The organism is Shewanella litoralis (genome assembly GCF_009828585.1).
Classification (GTDB): domain Bacteria; phylum Pseudomonadota; class Gammaproteobacteria; order Enterobacterales; family Shewanellaceae; genus Shewanella; species Shewanella litoralis.
The window spans coordinates 98,158-116,993 of the sequence record NZ_WSRZ01000002.1 but is presented as its reverse complement, the minus strand read 5'-3'; the positions used below and the strand labels follow the sequence as shown (position 1 = coordinate 116,993).

Annotated in this window: 20 protein-coding genes; 15 read left to right on the top strand and 5 right to left on the bottom strand. The window is 42.6% G+C overall.

Translation table 11 applies throughout. From position 1 onward, the window contains the following. The first annotated feature begins 5 nt into the window (after positions 1-5). The 9 genes from ptsP to GQA99_RS20775 all read left to right on the top strand — a co-directional run bounded on the left by ptsP (position 6) and on the right by GQA99_RS20775 (position 7,881). A complete protein-coding gene (gene ptsP, locus GQA99_RS02605) occupies positions 6-1,721 on the top strand; it encodes a phosphoenolpyruvate--protein phosphotransferase (protein WP_160052304.1) in 1,716 nt (571 codons plus the stop codon). A gap of 69 nt (positions 1,722-1,790) precedes the next feature. After that, a complete protein-coding gene (gene crr / locus GQA99_RS02600; RefSeq protein ID WP_160052303.1) occupies positions 1,791-2,300 on the top strand; it encodes a PTS glucose transporter subunit IIA in 510 nt (169 codons plus the stop codon). 220 nt (positions 2,301-2,520) lie between these two features. Further along, complete coding sequence (locus GQA99_RS02595; protein WP_160052302.1) at positions 2,521-2,862, top strand: ArsC family reductase; 342 nt, start codon at positions 2,521-2,523, stop codon at positions 2,860-2,862. Continuing rightward, complete coding sequence (gene dapE, locus GQA99_RS02590; protein WP_160052301.1) at positions 2,862-3,995, top strand: succinyl-diaminopimelate desuccinylase; 1,134 nt, start codon at positions 2,862-2,864, stop codon at positions 3,993-3,995. Before GQA99_RS02595 ends, dapE begins: the two co-directional genes overlap by 1 nt. Then, entirely contained in the window at positions 3,986-4,693 is a 708-nt protein-coding gene (locus GQA99_RS02585; protein ID WP_160052300.1) for a M15 family metallopeptidase, read from the top strand. The genes dapE and GQA99_RS02585 overlap by 10 nt, the downstream gene beginning before the upstream one ends. A 36-nt stretch (positions 4,694-4,729) precedes the next feature. Further along, positions 4,730-5,578, top strand: coding sequence for an alpha/beta fold hydrolase (locus tag GQA99_RS02580; protein ID WP_160052299.1), 849 nt, complete (start codon positions 4,730-4,732; stop codon positions 5,576-5,578). Between the two features lie 109 nt (positions 5,579-5,687). Then, positions 5,688-6,302, top strand: a complete 615-nt coding sequence (gene can / locus GQA99_RS02575; RefSeq protein ID WP_160052298.1) for a carbonate dehydratase — start codon at positions 5,688-5,690, stop codon at positions 6,300-6,302. 595 nt (positions 6,303-6,897) lie between these two features. Beyond that, a complete protein-coding gene (gene kdsB / locus GQA99_RS02570) occupies positions 6,898-7,635 on the top strand; it encodes a 3-deoxy-manno-octulosonate cytidylyltransferase (RefSeq protein WP_160052297.1) in 738 nt (245 codons plus the stop codon). 36 nt (positions 7,636-7,671) lie between these two features. Beyond that, positions 7,672-7,881: a DUF2897 family protein gene (locus tag GQA99_RS20775; protein WP_229785848.1), complete on the top strand. Its 210-nt coding sequence runs from the start codon at positions 7,672-7,674 to the stop codon at positions 7,879-7,881. Positions 7,882-8,069: 188 nt separating this feature from the next. On the opposite strand, the gene GQA99_RS02560 is transcribed toward GQA99_RS20775, so the two are convergent. Together GQA99_RS02560 and GQA99_RS02555 are read right to left on the bottom strand one after the other, a co-directional pair. Then, the gene (locus GQA99_RS02560) at positions 8,070-9,149 is read right to left on the bottom strand and encodes an AI-2E family transporter (RefSeq protein ID WP_160052296.1); all 1,080 of its coding nucleotides are present in this window, start codon (positions 9,147-9,149) and stop codon (positions 8,070-8,072) included. A gap of 27 nt (positions 9,150-9,176) precedes the next feature. Beyond that, complete coding sequence (locus GQA99_RS02555; RefSeq protein ID WP_160052295.1) at positions 9,177-9,398, bottom strand: sulfurtransferase TusA family protein; 222 nt, start codon at positions 9,396-9,398, stop codon at positions 9,177-9,179. Positions 9,399-9,525: 127 nt separating this feature from the next. Here GQA99_RS02555 and bepA point away from each other — a divergent pair, with 127 nt between their 5' ends. From bepA to GQA99_RS02535, 4 genes are all read left to right on the top strand, one after another. Next, on the top strand, positions 9,526-10,995 hold the full coding sequence (gene bepA, locus GQA99_RS02550) for a beta-barrel assembly-enhancing protease (protein WP_160052294.1): 1,470 nt from the start codon (positions 9,526-9,528) through the stop codon (positions 10,993-10,995). Positions 10,996-11,080: 85 nt separating this feature from the next. Beyond that, positions 11,081-11,437 (top strand): arsenate reductase (glutaredoxin), encoded by a 357-nt coding sequence (arsC, locus tag GQA99_RS02545; RefSeq protein ID WP_160052293.1) that lies wholly within the window; start codon positions 11,081-11,083, stop codon positions 11,435-11,437. 11 nt (positions 11,438-11,448) lie between these two features. Next, positions 11,449-11,826, top strand: coding sequence for a DUF2069 domain-containing protein (locus GQA99_RS02540; protein WP_160052292.1), 378 nt, complete (start codon positions 11,449-11,451; stop codon positions 11,824-11,826). 154 nt (positions 11,827-11,980) lie between these two features. After that, positions 11,981-13,927, top strand: a complete 1,947-nt coding sequence (locus tag GQA99_RS02535) for a PKD domain-containing protein (protein ID WP_160052291.1) — start codon at positions 11,981-11,983, stop codon at positions 13,925-13,927. Between the two features lie 123 nt (positions 13,928-14,050). Here the strand turns inward: GQA99_RS02535 and hda are convergent, their stop codons facing one another. Both hda and GQA99_RS02525 read right to left on the bottom strand, forming a co-directional pair. Then, on the bottom strand, positions 14,051-14,761 hold the full coding sequence (hda, locus tag GQA99_RS02530; RefSeq protein ID WP_160052290.1) for a DnaA inactivator Hda: 711 nt from the start codon (positions 14,759-14,761) through the stop codon (positions 14,051-14,053). An 83-nt stretch (positions 14,762-14,844) separates the two neighbouring features. Beyond that, positions 14,845-15,942, bottom strand: a complete 1,098-nt coding sequence (locus GQA99_RS02525) for a DUF2066 domain-containing protein (protein WP_160052289.1) — start codon at positions 15,940-15,942, stop codon at positions 14,845-14,847. Positions 15,943-16,181: 239 nt separating this feature from the next. Here GQA99_RS02525 and GQA99_RS02520 point away from each other — a divergent pair, with 239 nt between their 5' ends. Next, a complete protein-coding gene (locus tag GQA99_RS02520; RefSeq protein WP_160052288.1) occupies positions 16,182-17,411 on the top strand; it encodes a uracil-xanthine permease family protein in 1,230 nt (409 codons plus the stop codon). A gap of 98 nt (positions 17,412-17,509) precedes the next feature. Here GQA99_RS02520 and grxD read toward each other — a convergent pair whose 3' ends face one another. After that, on the bottom strand, positions 17,510-17,851 hold the full coding sequence (grxD, locus tag GQA99_RS02515) for a Grx4 family monothiol glutaredoxin (protein ID WP_011637214.1): 342 nt from the start codon (positions 17,849-17,851) through the stop codon (positions 17,510-17,512). Positions 17,852-18,086: 235 nt separating this feature from the next. Here grxD and sodB point away from each other — a divergent pair, with 235 nt between their 5' ends. Next, the gene (gene sodB, locus GQA99_RS02510) at positions 18,087-18,671 is read left to right on the top strand and encodes a superoxide dismutase [Fe] (protein WP_160052287.1); all 585 of its coding nucleotides are present in this window, start codon (positions 18,087-18,089) and stop codon (positions 18,669-18,671) included. Positions 18,672-18,836: the final 165 nt, after the last annotated feature.

The window sequence follows — 18,836 nt, the reverse complement described above, 5'->3', positions numbered from 1 at the left end:
AGTTTATGTCATTCAATGGAATTGTGGTTTCTGCTGGCATTGCATTTGGTAAGGCATTAACCATGACCTCACAGATGCCGCCATTGGACTTTAAACTTCTTAATGCAGAACAAATAAGCCAACAACAACTGCAATTAACCCATGCCATTGACCTGCTCATCCACCATTTACAACATTGCCAACGTCATTTATGCCAAGAATGTGACAATTTTCAGCTTATCGATGCTGATATCATGCTGCTCGAAGATGAAGAGTTACAACAACAATTACAACAACATATTGTGCAGTTTAAAGTGTGCGCGTCGGTAGCAATCGATAGAATATTCAATCAACAAGCCGCTGAATTAGCTGAGTTAGATGACCCATACCTGGCTAACCGCAGCAACGATATTCTGTGCTTAGCCAAACGGTTAACAAGTGCACTACATGGCCATTTACAGTGGGACTTATCAACTCTCACCGAAGACACCATTTTATTAGCAGACGATTTAACCCCTGCAGAATTTGCCATTTTGCCACTTAAACACATTACCGGCATCGTACTAGAAGCGGGCGGATTAACTAGTCACACTGCTATTTTAGCTCGCGCCGCGGGTATTCCAGCGCTGCTCAATTATCAGTTTTCTCAACGTCCTGTAAAAATTAAAGATGGTGAACAGCTGGTATTAGATGGCATGTCTGGCGAGCTGCATATTGCGCCTAGTATTGCGGTATTTGAACAATTACAGCAAAAACAACAGCAAGAACAACTTCGTCGCCAGGCACTGACTGCATATAAAGATAAACCCAGCGCCACCCTAGATGGCCACGCAATTACCTTGCTCGCAAACGTCGGTAATTTAAGTGAAATATCCCATGTGACTGATGTCGGCGCTCAAGGAATTGGGTTATTTAGAACCGAGTTTTTGTTGATGAACGCCAAGGCATTACCGGATGAACAACAGCAGTACAAACTGTATTGTGATGCCTTACACAGCTTGCAAGGACAAGTCTTGTCTATTCGCACTTTTGATATTGGTGCAGACAAAGAGATCCCCTATTTACAACAATCCCCCGAAGATAACCCAGCACTGGGCATTCGTGGGATCCGTTATAGCCTGACACATCCAGACACCTTTATTACCCAAGTTAAAGCAGTACTTCGCGCCGCCAATCACGGTCAAATCAGATTAATGTTCCCAATGGTGAGTCAAATTGAAGAACTTGAAGGCGCCTTAGCATTAATTGAACGCGCTAAAGCACAATTAATTGAACAAGAAAAAGGCTTTGGTGAACTGAGTTTAGGCATTGTGGTTGAAACGCCTGCCGCAGTGTTGAACCTGTCCAGTATGTTACCCTTACTTGATTTTGTTAGTATTGGCACTAACGATTTAACCCAATACACTCTGGCCGCAGATCGGACTAATCCACATTTAGCCAAGCAGTATCCGGCGTTATCACCGGCAGTCATTCAGTTAATTTCAATGACCATCACGTTATGTAAACACGCCAAGGTTAAGGTGTCTTTATGTGGTGAACTTGGCAGCGATCCACAAGTCTTACCCCTATTAGTTGGACTAGGGTTAGATGAAATCAGTATTAACCCAACAAACTTACTCGAAGTGAAAGCCGTGCTGGTCAAAGGCCGTTATCACGATTTTGTTAAACATGCACAAACGGTATCTGCATTAACGCGTATAGATGATATCCGCACAGCTATAAGCACTATTAATTACATTTAAAACTGGTAAAGTTGGCAGAGCTGTTTACAATTAAACACATAAAAATATTAATAAAAGGGGCTTTTTCTTATGGGATTTTTAAGCCGTATTAGACGACTTATTTCAGGTCAGCCACAATTAACGGGCGGCATTGCTATTTTGGCACCGGTATCCGGTGAGATTGTTGCCATTGAGAAAGTACCCGATGTTGTTTTTGCCGAAAAAATCGTGGGCGATGGGATAGCCATCGATCCTAAAGGCGAATTTATTGTTGCCCCCATTGACGGCACCATAGGTAAAATATTTGAAACCAACCATGCATTTAGTATTGAGTCGCCACAAGGTCTCGAGCTATTTGTCCACTTTGGTGTAGGCACAGTTGAACTCAGAGGCAATGGCTTTAAACGGTTAGCCGAAGAAGGGCAACAGGTAAAAGCAGGCCAGCCTATTTTGTCATTTGACTTAGCCTTTTTACGCGACAATGTCGAAAGTTTACTCACCCCTGTGGTATTGGCTAACATGGAAGACATCACCAAGTTAGAAAAAGCTCAAGGCAGCGTTATTGCGGGTAAAGACGTGATTTTTACCGTACAAATGTAAGCTATTGCGCTCCATCACTTATGATGGTTTTACCGCCGCCCATGAACAAAATGCAAGCACCTTGGCTTGCATTTTGTGAAATCTATTCAAATACCTGCATTAGCCTTGTTCATGCTGCGACTCAATGCCACAATATCAGCATCATTTTTAGCAACAACGGCCTAGCCTCTACACAGTCGCTAAAACCATTTATTACCTCACCGACAAAGGGAGTTTTCTTTTGACTTTATACGGCATAAAAAACTGCGATACCGTGCGTAAAGCACGTAAATGGTTAGAAGCAGAAAAAATTGATTACACCTTTCATGATTTTCGTGATGATGGTTTAACGTCTGATACTGTCAATCAATGGGCCAATATTGTCGGCTGGGAAACATTATTTAATAAACGCAGTACCAGTTTTCGTGGTTTAACTGATGCAGAAAAATCAGACATTACCCAGGACAAAGCCATCGCGCTTATGGTGCAACACCCTACTCTCATTAAACGTCCAGTACTGGTCAATCAAGATCGCATTTTGGTTGGTTTTAAGGCTGAGCAATACCAAGCGTGGTTCGCATAATGAATAATGATGTTGTTGAATTAACAAAAGAGTTAATTTCTCGTCCGTCGGTCACGCCGCTCGACGAAGGCTGCCAAACATTAATGGCTAAACGCTTAGCTGCCATTGGTTTTGATATTGAACCCATGGTGTTTGAAGACACCACCAATATGTGGGCGAGACGAGGCAAAGGTAACCCTGTATTTTGTTTTGCAGGCCATACCGATGTTGTACCTACCGGTGACTTAAACCGTTGGCATACCCCACCGTTTGAGCCCACCATTATTGACGACTATATCCATGGACGCGGCGCTGCCGACATGAAAGGCTCGTTAGCCGCCATGATTGTGGCCACCGAGCGTTTTGTGGCAAAACATCCTGACCATAATGGCTCGATTACCTATTTGATCACCAGTGATGAAGAAGGCCCGTTTATTAATGGCACTACTCGCGTTATTGATACCCTAGAAGCTCGCAATGAAAAGATAACCTGGGCGCTTGTCGGTGAGCCATCATCCACTCATAAGCTTGGTGATATCGTCAAAAATGGTCGCCGTGGCAGTTTAACCGGCAATTTAACCGTTAATGGTATTCAGGGGCATGTGGCTTACCCTCACCTTGCTGATAATCCTATTCACAAAGCGTCACCCGCTTTGGCAGAGCTTGCGCAGATGCATTGGGACAATGGCAATGAGTTTTTTCCGCCTACCAGTTTTCAAATTGCCAACATCAATGGTGGAACCGGCGCATCGAATGTGATCCCGGGCGATCTTAAAGTGATGTTTAACTTCCGCTATTCAACTGAAGTTACCGCTGAAGAACTGATAAAACGTGTGGTGAATATTCTTGACGCCCATGGTTTAGACTACGAGATTGATTGGGTATTCAATGGCTTGCCTTTTTTAACTGGGGGCGGCCCACTGCTTGAAGCCACACGTGATGCCATTCGTGAAGTCACAGGCTATGAAACCGACCCTCAAACGACTGGCGGCACTTCAGATGGGCGTTTTATTGCGCCAACAGGGGCTCAGGTGATTGAATTAGGTCCAGTCAACGCCACCATTCATAAAGTAAATGAGTGTGTAAAAGTGTCTGACTTAGAAGTACTCGCTAATTGTTATGAGCGCATTTTGGAAAAATTGTTGTGCGACTAACCTCAAAGCCCAATGTTGATATTCCTCAGCAACAAGCTAAATTGTATGGCTTAGACAGCCAACATTTAGTTGCTGTTGGGGATTTTTTACTGGAGCAGCAAACGGCTGCGGCGTTTGGCAATATGCAACTCGCCGCCGCAAATAGTGGCATAGACTTACAGCTTTGCTCAGCTTATCGACCTTTTGAACGTCAAGTACATATTTGGAATGCCAAAGCCTCAGGCACACGACCTTTGCTGGATAAAGCATCGCACCCTATTGATTATGCTTCTCTGTCTGAGCAACAGCTTATCGACACGATTTTGATTTGGTCTGCCTTACCCGGCGCGTCGAGACACCATTGGGGCACCGATATTGATGTGTTTGATGCCAAGCAAATCAATAAACAATCGCTGCAATTAGTCAGTGCTGAATACCAGGCAACCGGCCCGTGTTTTGCCTTACATCAATGGCTTGTTGAACATGCCGTTGATTATGGCTTTTATTTTCCTTATCAAGCACAACAAAGTGGTGTAAGCCCTGAGCCCTGGCATTTAAGTTACTTTCCTGTCGCCAACGATTATCTCTGTCAGTTTCGGGCAGATGAATTAGCAAAGGTGTTGTCTCACGCTGAAATATCATTACAATCGCTGCTACTTGAACGATTAACCGAATTGGTTAATCACTATGTTTTTTATGTCGCGCCCTCTCCGGCTTAACGCCTGCGTGTCGCCCAGATAGACGAGCCAACAGCTATGCCAACCTTGCTACCCAGTATCATTATCGACAAACAGCCACTGCATTATATTGATAAAGGCTGCGGCCCTGTGGTGGTGTTTTGCCACGGTTTATTAGCCAATAGCCACATGTGGCAAGCGCAAATAGATGCGTTATCGACACAATATCGTTGCATTGCAATCGACTTTTGGGGCCATGGTCAAAGCCAAACCTTACCCGCTAGTTGCAATAATTTACAAGATGTCGCCAATCACGTCTTACAGTTACTTGATGCATTAGCAATTAACGATGTTGCATTGGTGGGTCATGGCAGCGGCGGAGCCATTGCTGCAGAAATGGCATTGCTGGCCCCAGCTAGGATACATGGTTTAGTGATGCTAAACAGTTTTGTTGGTTTTGAGCCACAAGTTAACTGTATAAAATATCAAGGCTTTATGGCGCAAGTGGCCAATGCCCAAGCGGTTCCTGTAGCGCTAGCCGCAAGCTTAACTGAATTGTTTTTCAGTAAAGACGCTAATGAAAGTAGCCAGCATAATATTGCCCTAGCTCAAGCCATCAAGGCGTTTGAGCAACAGTTAATTGCCATTAACGCGCAACAAATTGAGCCATTACTAAAGTTTGCCAACATGGCGATTTTTAAGCGCGATACCTTAGAGTCTGTTGAGGCTTTAACCTTACCGACACTGGTTGCTGTCGGTCTTAATGGCTACCTTCGCACTGCATTAGAAAGCTACTTAATGCACGACTGTATTGATGGTAGCCAATTACTGCATATCGAACAGGCTGGCCATTTAGCGAATATTGAAAAAGCCGATTTGTTCAATCAGCATCTTATTGATTTTTTGAGTAAAGTGAATTTTAATTAATCCACTAAATGGATAGACCAGATCCACAAACATTGCTGATATACTCGTAACTTAATGACATATTGCCTGTCAATCCTAACAGACAAAATACTGAATAATCCGAGCACCAATGAAACTCCTTAAACCATTATTTGATAATAATCGCCGTTGGGCAGAGCGGATCAACAAAGAAGATCCTACTTTTTTTGAACAGCTTGCTAAGCAACAAAATCCTGAATACCTGTGGATTGGTTGCTCTGATAGCCGAGTGCCTTCAAACCAAATTATTGACCTGTTACCCGGCGAAGTCTTTGTTCACCGTAATATCGCCAACATGGTTATTCACACCGATTTGAATTGCTTATCTGTATTGCAATACGCGGTTGATGTGCTCAAAGTTAAGCACATTATGGTTGTTGGCCATTATGGTTGTGGTGGTGTACGCGCCGCAATGGGCACCAAGCGTTTTGGATTAATCGATAACTGGCTTGGCCACCTACGAGACATTCACCGTATCCATCATGATGATCTTGAGCCCATGACAGAACAGCAGCGTTTTGACCGCTTATGTGAACTCAATGTAATGGAGCAAGTGTCAAACGTGATATCAACCAATATTATTCAAGAAGCATGGGACCGTGGCCAGGATGTGGCCGTTCATGGCTGGATCTACGGCATTAATAACGGCTTGCTTACAGACTTGGACGTAACCGTAGACCGTGTCCATGGCCGTAATATTCCGTAAATATCACATCACTTAAATATCGGCCTGCATTATCCTACAAAGGGTATTTCGCAGGCTTTTGTTTATGTTAAGCGTCAATTCTTGCGAGTTAACTTTTTAATAAAACAATATCAACCGCTAGTTTTTTAAACATCCATCCCTTGATGTCGGAATGAATTAACGAAAGATGCAGATTAAAATATTACCTTGTATATACCCAATCAACTTGAAGATCCGTGTTTCAGCGCTTCACCGTGTTTTCAATACTAGGCGCGTTAATGCGGTAATGTAGGTACCTTATAAATTAACGCAACAACGCTCTTGATTTAATAATCCTGGGAACACGGTGAAACTCCCAAAGGGCAAGTTTTACACGCGTTTATGCTGCGGCTTTTGTTAATTTAGCTGATTTTGGAGAGGGAATAACCATTACCCGCAATCAATGCCTTGTCTAAACGCGTGTAAATTCTTGCTGAAATCGAGCATCTTCAGGTTGTTTGGGTATATAATAAACCTCATCAGCTAACCCAAGTTGCGGTTAACTCACAACATATTTTGTTATTGAGGTGTCGTTTATCCTCAATCACTATTGTCGACAAACTGTAAGGCTAATTTAATGAACGTTACTCTTATCATTCCTGCACGTTATGGCTCAAGTCGTTTTCCTGGCAAACCTCTCGCCCTCATTGCGGGTAAGCCGATGATCCAACGCGTGTATGAGCGTGCTGCACTGGCTAAAGGCATTGACAATATTTACGTTGCCACTGATGACGACAGAATTAAGAACACTGTTGAAGGCTTTGGCGGTAAAGCGGTCATGACCGATCCTGATGCCGCATCGGGTACCGATCGCATTAACGATGCCATTGAACGTTTAGGTTTAGGTGAAGATGATTTAGTGATTAACCTGCAAGGTGACCAACCGCTTATTGACCCAAGCTCAATTGAACAAATGGTGAGCTTGTTTCAACAACACCCGGGCGAATTTGAAATGGCCACATTGGGCTTTCAAATTACCGAAGAAAAAGAATTAGACGACCCAATGCACGTTAAAGTGGTGTTTGATAACGACCACAACGCATTGTACTTTTCTCGTGCTCGTATTCCATTTGGCCGTGACATTAAAGACTACCCTGTTTATAAGCACATTGGCGTTTATGCTTATACCAAGCGTTTCATCAATGCATTTGCTAAATTACCAGTAGGCAGACTAGAAGACATCGAAAAGCTTGAGCAATTACGTGCATTAGAAAATGGCCATAAAATTAAAGTCGTTATCAGTAAATACAACGCTCCTGAAGTTGACGTGCCGGACGATATTGAAAAATGTGAGCGCATTTTAGCGGCAAATTAAATGCTACCGACACACACAATTAACAAGGAGTAACCCATGAGTTTAGAAGGCTATGAAGTCTGGCTGATTATCATCCTAGTGCTTGGTGTTATTGCCAGTAATATTGCCGTGTTAAAGTATTCAGCAAAATTTAAAATGCCACAATTTGGTGATCCAAAAGACAACAAGGCGACACCCAAGCAAAATAGCGCTGACACAGACCAACCGTCAGACACTAAAGATGATGACAGTAAGCCTAATGGCTAATATTGAGTCTCTGATCTAATGCTTATTAGAAACAAAAAACGCTAGCCTCTTCGCAGTGGCTAGCGTTTTTATTTATCTCGGTGAAGGCGTTGAAAGGACTGAACTGAACCCAACCGTACTTAATTTAGCAACGCTTAATCTTCGGCAATAAATCGAGCTCGGTTGAATAACATAAAACTAAGCCGGCATTACTCGTTGTCATACATCTCTTTAGGTGAGGCTGCATGAGGCCAGGCATTAATCACTGCTTTAACTAATGATGCTAATGGAATCGCAAAGAAAACCCCCCATACGCCCCACAGCCCGCCAAACACGAGTACCGCAGCGATAATAACCACTGGGTGTAAATCAACCGCATCAGAGAATAATAACGGCACTAATACGTTACCATCTAACGCCTGAATAATACCGTAACCAAGCATTAAGTAACCAAACTCAGGGCTAAACCCCCACTGGAAAAAAGCCACAAGTGCAATGGGTAACGTCACTAAGGTCGCGCCAACATACGGGATTAATACTGACAAACCGGTAAGCACACCTAGCAAAGCAGAGTAGCGCAGTCCCATGACGGCAAAAAAGATATAACTGACCACGCCAACAATCACAATTTCGATTACTTTACCGCGGATATAGTTAAAAATTTGCTGATCCATTTCAAACCAAACATTGCGCGCTAAATCGCGATTTGTTGGGAAAAAACGTTTGCTGCCTTTCATTAATTGATCTTTGTCTTTTAAGAAGAAAAACACCAACAATGGCACCAAAATCGCGTATACCATCAACACTAATAATGACGCAGAATATCCTAACAACTGCTTGCCTAAGTCTAATAAGTGCTGAGTATCAAGCATCTTATTAATCTCTTCCATCATCGAGTCTAGTTGAGATGCACTGACAAACTGAGGGTAATCAGCGCTAAACTCTCTAACAATGATCATACCTTTATCAATCATTGACGGTAAATCGGTGACCAATGACACGCCCTGACGCCAAATACTGGGTGCTAATCCCAACATTAAAATCAGCATTAAGCCTAAAAATACCACTAACACGATAGATGCTGCCGCGGTTCGACTAATGCCCAAACGCGACATTTGCGCCACAGGCCATTCAAGTAAAAATGCGAGCACCAACGCAACCAATAACGGCGCCAGTAAACCTGCACCAAAGTACAACGCAAGGCCGATACCGATAATAATGAACATTAAAGTAATGGCTTGAGGATCGCTAAAACGGGTTTTGTACCATTCAGTTAAAAATGCCAGCATTGAACAACCTTTATATAAAAACACTCATTAGTTTGTTTTGGTAATGATCACAGACAAACAATGCGACTCATCTTTGATGATTTCAATACCAAAACCCATTTTTTTCATTAATAGGGGAACATCTCGACGTGAACCGTGGTCAGATAGAAGTACGTGTAAGGTTTCACCCACTTGTAATTGCTTGAGTAAAAGTTTCACTTTAACTAAAGGATAAGGACAAGAATACGGTGTTAAATCAATAAAAATCATTATCAACTTGCTTTAATCATTCTAGGGCTATTATCCTAGCTTGAACAACAAACCACAAGCGATGTTGCAAAACCAACTTGTGCGTTAAGCCAAGAACTTACGACTCATTTAGCATTATAGGTTTCGCTTGCGTAAATTATCAGTATCGAGCTTTTCAAAAGCACTAACAGCCACTGCCATTAGCATTGTATTTGCCGGCAGTATTGCCCACAGTTTTGCCAATAATGATCTTCCCGATCTTGGTACTGCAGCTGTTAACACCTTCAGTTTAGAAAAAGAAACCGTGTACGGTGACGCATACATGCGAGTCATCCGTTCATCTGCACCCGTATTGGCCGATCCGGTACTGACACAATATTTATCTGAATTAGGGAATAAATTAGTCGCCAATGCGACAGGCGTTAAAACTCCTTTCTACTTCTTCTTACTGCGCAATGATGAAATCAACGCTTTTGCCTTTTTCGGCGGCCATGTGGGCGTGCATACGGGTTTGTTTTTAAATGCTGAAAACGAAAGTGAATTAGCATCAGTGCTGGCGCACGAAATTACCCACGTTACCCAACGACATTTGGCCCGTTCACTCGAGGCGCAGCAAAAAAGCTCGTCGGCGACTATTGCAGGTATGTTAGGCGCGATTTTATTAACGATTGCCGCCCCGCAAGTGGGAATGGCGGCATTAGCGACAACACAAGCGATGGCAACGCAATCGAAAATAAACTACACCCGCCTGCATGAAAAAGAAGCTGACCGAATAGGCATGCAAATATTGGTTGATGCTGGTTTTGACCCTAATGCCGCCTCTACTTTCTTTGGCCAACTGGCGGTGCGATATCGTTTTTCGACCACGCCACCACAAATGTTGCTCACTCACCCGTTACCCGAATCACGTATTACTGACGCGCGTAACCGTGCGGCACAATACCCCAAGCGCTTTGTGCCCGACAGCTTAAACTACCAATTAGCCAAAGCCCGTATTCAAGTGCGATTTTCTAACTTTAGTGACGACGGCGCGTTATCGTTATTTGAACAACAGCTAAAGAAAAACAACTACACATTTGAAGATGCCGCCCTATACGGTAAAGCCTTAGCGTTATTCCGTTTAGAAAAATTTGAACAAGCAGAAGTCATTATCGATGCTTTATTGAAAAAAGATGATAATAATTTGTTTTATCTAGACACCAAAACAGATCTGCTCGCTCAGAAAAAAGACTTCACCGCTGCCATCGCACTACTGGAAGCGCAGCGTAAAATTAAACCTACATCGCAAGTGGTCAATACCAACCTTGCCAATATTTACGTTGAAGCAGACCAACCGCTAAAGGCCATTCCATTGCTTGAAGAGTTAATTTTTTTCGACAAACAAAATATGTTGCCTTACCAAATTATGGCTGACGCTTACCGTAAGCTTGATAATAAAGCGTTAGAGTATTACAGCAATGCCGAAATTATGGCATTAACCGCTAATTATCAAGGTGCGATTGACCAATTAAACTATGCCTATCGTTATTCTGAAGGGCAAACCTTACAACTTGCCCGAATTGAAGCCAGGATCCGCCAGTTTAGACAGGCCGATAGAGAACTTGATCAGTTTAAGTAACCATAACGATGTAACTTAAGCGGTCTTTTTTTGATAGAATAATGGCAAACTGAAGGTTTGCCATTTTTTATGACGGAAAATAAACATGACAAAAACTAAAACGACTATTTTACACAATCCTCGTTGCTCAAAAAGCCGTGAGACGTTAGCGTTACTTGAAGCCCAAGGTGTTGATATTACTGTAGTCGAGTACCTAAAGCAGCCTCCGAGTGAGACCGAAATCAGTAATATACTTACCCTTTTAGGTTTAACAGCACGCCAAATGATGCGCACCAAAGAAGATGAATATAAAGCGCAAAACTTAGCAGACCCGGCACTGACTGAAGCACAGCTTATCAGCGCAATGGTTGCAACGCCAAAATTAATTGAACGTCCAATTGTACTGGCTAATAACCAGGCTGCGATTGGCCGACCACCTGAAACTGTTTTATCTATTCTGTAACGAGCAAAATAATGACCACACAAACCTTATTCCAACTCAGCCGTATTGGTTACCTTGCATTACTTTTGCTGCTTAGCGGCTGGTTTATTCAACAAGGCTTAAATGGCACCTATTCTCTTGGTTTTAGTTTAATTTGGATTGTCCCATTACTCTTTCCGCTAAAAGGCATTATTACCGGCAACCCATACACCTATGCCTGGGCGAGTTTTATTTTATGTGTATATTTGCTACACGGTTTGACCCTAGCGTATATCACCACTGACGCGTTTGCCTTTGCACTGATTGAATCTGTGTTGATTTGTATTTTGTTGGTTACCTTTCCTTTCTATGCCCGCAAACGCGGCCGCGAATTAGGCTTAGGATTAAAGAAGAAATCTGAACAAAAATAGTGTTCTAACATTTAAATTGTTTTATTAATAAAAGCGCCTTGGGCGCTTTTTTTGTTTATTGCATTTAATAAACAATGCGTGTTAGGTTAATACGTTAACAAGATGTTATATAAGTGTATTTTATAATTCTAACAAATAAACATGGAGTCGTTTAATGAATGCATCGCGTAATGTAGGCTTTTACAGTCTTATAGCCAGTGCCATATTAGTCAGTGCGTGTGGAGGAGACTCTTCTGATGATAACTCAGGCATACCATTCTCTTCAGCTTTTGAGATCTGCAGCGACGATTCAAGCTCAAGCTTAATCTCTACCGATTCTGAACTGGTTTTTATCGTTGAAAAAAATTATGCCGCCAATAGACCTGGCAGTATTACCGCGTCAATAGCCGATCAAAATAGTGCCGGCCGTACGTTTCTATGGCAACAAGTCTCAGGTCCTAGCCTTGAATTAGCCTCAGTGAATAGCCCAGTATTAGCCTTTACACCCAGCAGTAACGATAACTACAGTTTTAAAGTGACGGTAACCGGCGCTTCGAGCAATTATGAAGAGGTAGTGACAATAACCGCTGACTCTACTGATAATATTTTACGGATTAACAATGACCATCAAATGGTGGCAAATATAGATGCTAGTTTAAGAATTCAAAATATAAATGGCCAAATACCCACAGATATTAGCTGGTGCATGTACCCAAACATCGACAACGTTGGTTTTAATAGCGTCGATTTAACTGACCTTAATCGACCACTGTTTAACGCACCAGACGTAAACAGCGACCGACGTATTAGCCTAAAAGCCACAGCAACCTTTGACGGCCAAACCGTCAGTGATGATGTACATTTACTTGTCACAAAAGAGCAAGCTATCCCATCGAAGGCTTACTATAATTACCCTCTTGCACGGGTACATCCCTACAAAGCAGATTCAGCTTATGCCGATAACCTTGTTAACTGTACTTACTCTAACCAGCAAATTGACCCATGTAACATCCTCAACGAGCTACCATTTATTAGCCAAGACAGTCAGCCAGACCCAATTGATACCATAATGGACAGAGTCGTAGTGTCCCACGACTGGATGGGACAGAATTTTGAAACTTACCTTCGTACACAAACAAACACTGACTTTGTTGAGCTATTACAATCAGTGACTGCAGTCATTATTAGTTACGATATCAGGCCAGCTTATTATTCGGGTTATATCGGAGCTATCTATCTCGACCCTGAAGATTTATGGCTGACGTCTGCCCAGCGTGACACCATTAACGAAACCCCAGACTTTCGCAGTAATTTTGGTAAAGACTTAAATTACTTATCTCCATACCGTTATGTTAAAGATAACGATTATGCTAGCGTATATATAGAAAAAGATAACCGAATCAACCGCACCATGGATAATATGTCTTATAATTTAGCAGATCTCCTGTACCACGAACTGGCCCATGCTAATGACTATTACCCGCAAAGTATTCATGCCACGCTGCAAGGGCCAAGCCTAAGAGAAGAGTTTGATCGTCGCGCCGCTTCAGATGACATGCCATCCAACCAACTTCAAATGCGTTATCCATTACTCAGTGATGAAATGTATGGCCTTGCTAAGGTTCAATACATAGGGGAATCTGCAAACAGTACTCAAAAAGCGTTTAGTCCCAGTGATGTCGCTGAATTTTTTGCTAATGATTTAGCCAATGATGATTATGCTTACTCGTCAAAACGTGAAGATGTTGCCATGCTGTTTGAAGAAATAATGATGAGCCATCGCTATGACACTTCACGTGATATCGCCATTACAGATAAACCTGAAGTACAAACAAGCTCAACCATTACTGTTGAATGGGGAGTGCGCGGCCGAGTTGGACAGGCTGAATTGCGCGATCGCGCCAGCTACGTTCTCGGACAAATGCTGCCTGATATTAACACCCAACTGGTGATGGACGGTTTACCAGAGCCCGTTGCATTAGTGAAAGGTCAAACCTGGGCACAGAATTTAGTCTTAACTGCGGATCAGTCTAAATCGCTACAAAAAGTCTCTAACCAGTCTGATGACACTGTCATTGATAATCGACCATTGCAGTTTAGTGGCGACCAACATGCACATTAGTCACTGTATTTAACCTGAGTTCAGGTTATTTAGATAAATAAAAACGCCAAATGAATTCATTTGGCGTTTTTTATTGTCATTTACAATGTATGACTGCATGCTCGCGGCATACATAAGCGTGATTTATAGCCTAAGCATTTCTTTAATGAACGGAATCGTCAGTTTACGCTGATGCACCATCGAGGCTTTATCAAGCTTATCAAGCACGTCAAATAACGTACGTAAATCACGTGCCATACGGGTAAGCAAAAAGCGCCCTACCTCATCAGATAACTGTAAACCGCGCATTGCAGCGCGGCGCTGTAAGGCGGCGAGCTTTTCATCATCTGCCATAGGTTGCAGCTGATAAATTAATCCCCATTGCATACGCGAGACTAAGTCAGGTAAAGAAAATCCCACCTCGGATGGCGAGGCGTTACCGCTGACAATCAAACGACAATCTTGCTGCTCTGCAATACGATTATACAGATGAAAAATAGCTTCTTCCCATACAGGGTGGCCGGCAATGGCTTCAACATCATCTATACAAATGAGCTCTAATGATTCGAGCCCTTCAAAAAGTGCTGGCGAAATACTGGCGTGGATCCCAAGTGGAATATATAAAGTGCGTCGCTCTAAATCGTTCGCGTGGGCACAAGCAGCATGCATTAAATGTGTGCGACCTGATTTTTCGGGACCGTATATATACAAAGAAGACGCAAGAGATCCTTCAGCACTGGCTTGAAGTTTTTGGATCAGTTCATCGTTACCCGAAGCAGGATAATAACTTTGAAAGGTTTCATCGTCAGGTAAGTAAACGGGTAAAGATAATTGTCTTGGTGAGTTTTGTGTCACTCAGATAGGTCTCAAAATCATAAACGAACAAACGTTATTATACATGTAAGCGCTCTATAATCACAGAGCGCCACCTTAACGACTTATTGGCCGAGCCATTGATACATTAACGAGGGCTGCGAAACCTCAGTTTTCTGTTGGTAAAATGACTCCACACTGCCCATTGTGTCGAGTTTTGACAGGCGACTGTCGATATCCAGTAAACGCTGTAAGTCATCAACACTACTATACAGTTCTACGTTATAGGTCGCAGTGCTGCCTTTAAATGAATGTAAGCTTATTGATTTAATGGCACTTAATTGGCGTAAATAGGCTTCAATATTGACCACTTGAGTCATATTGTTTAAACCTGAAAAACTCACTTCTGTGGCCGCATTACTGCCCGTTGATGCTATCGCATACTGGCTAATGTGGTAATCGGCTAAAATCGTCATCATGCGTTTAACCGCTTGTTGATTATTCGCCGCCTCACCTTGCTGAGCCACTAAAGGTTGTAATACCCCGTTGGTTCGAGTTTTATTGAATAAACTTATGGTAAACATCACGCGACTGCCTTGGTTTTCAATATTGGCAATCGCAAAATAATCTGACTGATAACGGGCAGAGGCAACAAATACTACATCGGTAAAACCGCCACGCACATCATTGACGGTGACCCCCATAACATCATCAAGATCCATTACCGGTAACATCACCGGAATGCCTTTATTGGCAGACGCTTGGGTGAAGTCATCACGAATTTCAGATAATGAGGCATCAGCTAAAATAGTAGGCTCGGTGTTTTCATCGACTGTTAACCATATTAGCGTTAATGGGCGTTGGCTTCCCCATACAGGCAAACCAGCCTGACGTAGCTTGGCAATCACTCTTTGATGGTCAAAACTGGCTTTAAGCATCAGCTCGCCGTTTTGTTCAAAATAGCCGTATTGAGTCAAAATGACTTCTGGCTCGTTTATCTGCGCTTTAATAAGTGGGTTTAACACCACACTTGGGCTACCAGAGTTTTTTAAAAACACTGCCGCTAACGCTTCTTTCAACGCACTATTTTTAACATCGTTTGCACGTGAACTCACCGCAATATCAGCCTCATCAAGCTTACTGACTTCAGCAGCTTGCACAAGCGTAATTGAGGTTAACGCAATTAAAGGTAACACAATGAGATTAATTAGTTTTTTCAGCATCTGATAACATAAACGCAGTAAATATAAGTGGCAAAATTATATCATACTAAAAAATGGATAACGAAAACTCTTTTTGATAGCAGGTTAACACTTAGGTCAATTTGACTAAGTATTGTAGCGATATCAAATAACTATAATCGCCACACAGACCTAATACAGGTTATGAAAACACAGGCTTTTATGTGACAATTCGCGCCGTTTAATCACACGCCTGCTTCTAGATAATGATGGAGAAAAATATGAAACGCGTGTTAATCCCGCTTCAAGGTGCACAAATGTTATTTGTCGCCTTTGGTGCACTGGTACTTATGCCATTACTAACTGGCCTAGACACTAGCGTCGCCCTGTTTACTGCCGGTTTCGGTACCCTTTTGTTCCAACTCGTCACTAAACGCCAAGTCCCTATATTTCTTGCTTCTTCTTTTGCCTTTATTGCGCCGATTTTATATGGCGTACAAACCTGGGGCATTCCGGCCACTATGGGTGGATTAATGGCGGCTGGTGTGGTGTACATGTTACTGGGCTTATCGGTTAAGTTACGCGGCACCGGCTTTATTCATAGGCTATTACCGCCTGTGGTTGTCGGCCCTGTCATTATGATTATTGGCTTAGGCTTAGCCCCTGTTGCGGTTAATATGGCACTGGGTAAAAGTGGCGATGGTAGCATAGTAATTGTTGAGCAAAACACCGCGTTATTTATTTCACTTGCCGCTTTAATGACGACGGTGTTGGTTGCTGTATTCGCCAAAGGGCTTGTGCGTTTAATGCCGATCCTTGCCGGTATTTTAGTCGGCTACGGCGCCAGCTTAGCCTTTGGCATTGTTGACTTTACCCCGGTAACACAAGCGGCGTGGTTAGCCATGCCCAACTTTGTCGCACCAGAGTTTAACTGGCACGCCATTTTATTTATGATCCCGGTCGCCATTGCCCCAGCGGTTGAGCATATTGGTGATATTTTGGCGATTTCTAATGTGACGGGTAAAGATTATCTTAAAAAGCCAGGCCTGCACCGCACCTTAACTGGTGACGGTATTGCAACTATTGCAGCATCGGCACTAGGTGGACCACCAAACACCACCTACAGTGAAGTCACTGGCGCCGTCACATTAACCAAAAGCTTTGACCCACGCATTATGACATGGACGGCTATCACCGCGATTACACTGGCCTTTGTTGGCAAACTCGGTGCATTAATGCAAACAATCCCTGTACCGGTGATGGGCGGCATTATGTGCTTGTTGTTTGGCTCTATTGCGGCGGTTGGTTTAAATACCTTGATACGCCATCAGGTTGATTTATCTGAACCACGCAATTTGAGTATTGTTGGTGTAACACTGGTATTTGGTATTGGCGGTATGGCCTTTGGTATCGGTTCGTTCAGCTTAACTGGCATCAGCTTGTGCGGTATTGTGGCTATTTTAATGAACTTGATTTTACCCGCAGCTAAAAAGCATAAAGCAGACGCCTAAACATTGTGTGAACAACTAAAGGCTAACAAAAAGCCCCGATGGCACTATGCAATTGGGGCTTTTTCATTGTGTGTAAATAAACACACATCTAAAAACGGTTATTCTGCAGCATCTTCTGTACGGAATTTATCTGCAGTGGCTTTAATGATTGGCTGAAGCTCACCTTTTTGGAACATTTCTGTGATGATGTCACAACCACCAATCAACTCGCCTTCAACCCATAATTGTGGGAATGTTGGCCAGTTAGCAAATTTTGGTAATTCAGCACGGATATCTGGGTGCTGTAAAATGTCTACGAATGCAAATTGTTCACCACAGTTGATCATCACCTGAGCAACCTGAGATGAAAATCCACAGCTTGGTAATTTAGGCGAACCTTTCATGTACACAATAATTGGGTTTTCGCTAATTTGCTGTTTAATCTTTTCTACAGTTTCCATTTGATTTCCTAAGTACGACGACTGAACACATAATAGCTATTGTACGACACCTAGACAAATAACAAAATGCTACGATTTGTAAGGTTAATCTAAAATCCAGCAAATCAATTAGTCCAAGCGCGATAATTCCCTAAACAATGATTCACATCACAAAAATAATCAGTACAATAGCAGTAGAGCAATGTTACCTGATTGGTAAACAAAAACGATAACCTGAATCCATGGAGAGATACTAATGGCTTTCGAACTACCAGCATTACCTTATGCAAAGAACGCACTTGAACCGCACATTTCACAAGAAACTATCGAATACCATTACGGTAAGCATCACAACACTTATGTGGTAAAACTAAATGGTTTAGTTGAAGGAACTGAATTTGCTGGCAAGACGCTAGAAGAAGTTGTTAAAACTTCAACAGGTGGCATGTTCAACAACGCAGCTCAAGTTTGGAACCACACTTTTTACTGGAACTGTTTAGCGCCTAACGCTGGCGGCGAAGCAACTGGCGATATCGCCGCTGCTATCAATGCATCTTTCGGTTCTTTTGAAGAATTCAAAGCTAAATTTACCGATTCTGCAGTAAACAACTTTGGTAGCGCTTGGACTTGGCTTGTGAAAAAAGCTGACGGTTCTTTAGCTATCGTTAACACCAGCAACGCTGCGACTCCGTTAACAGACGAATCAGTTACTATCCTATTGACTGTAGACGTATGGGAACATGCTTACTACGTTGATTACCGTAACGCACGTCCAGAGTATTTAGCTCACTTCTGGCAACTTGTTAACTGGGAATTTGTTAACAAGAACTTTGCTGCTTAAGCTTCATTAACAGCAAAACTTAAGGAGCCTACGTGGCTCCTTTTTTGTGCCTGCTCGTTATTAAAAACCAGACTTTATGACGACTTCTATTTTTGCAACTATTGCAAATGCTACTGTTTGTCTTTGTTTTTATTTAATTTATTTATTAATAAAATTTAGCTAAGT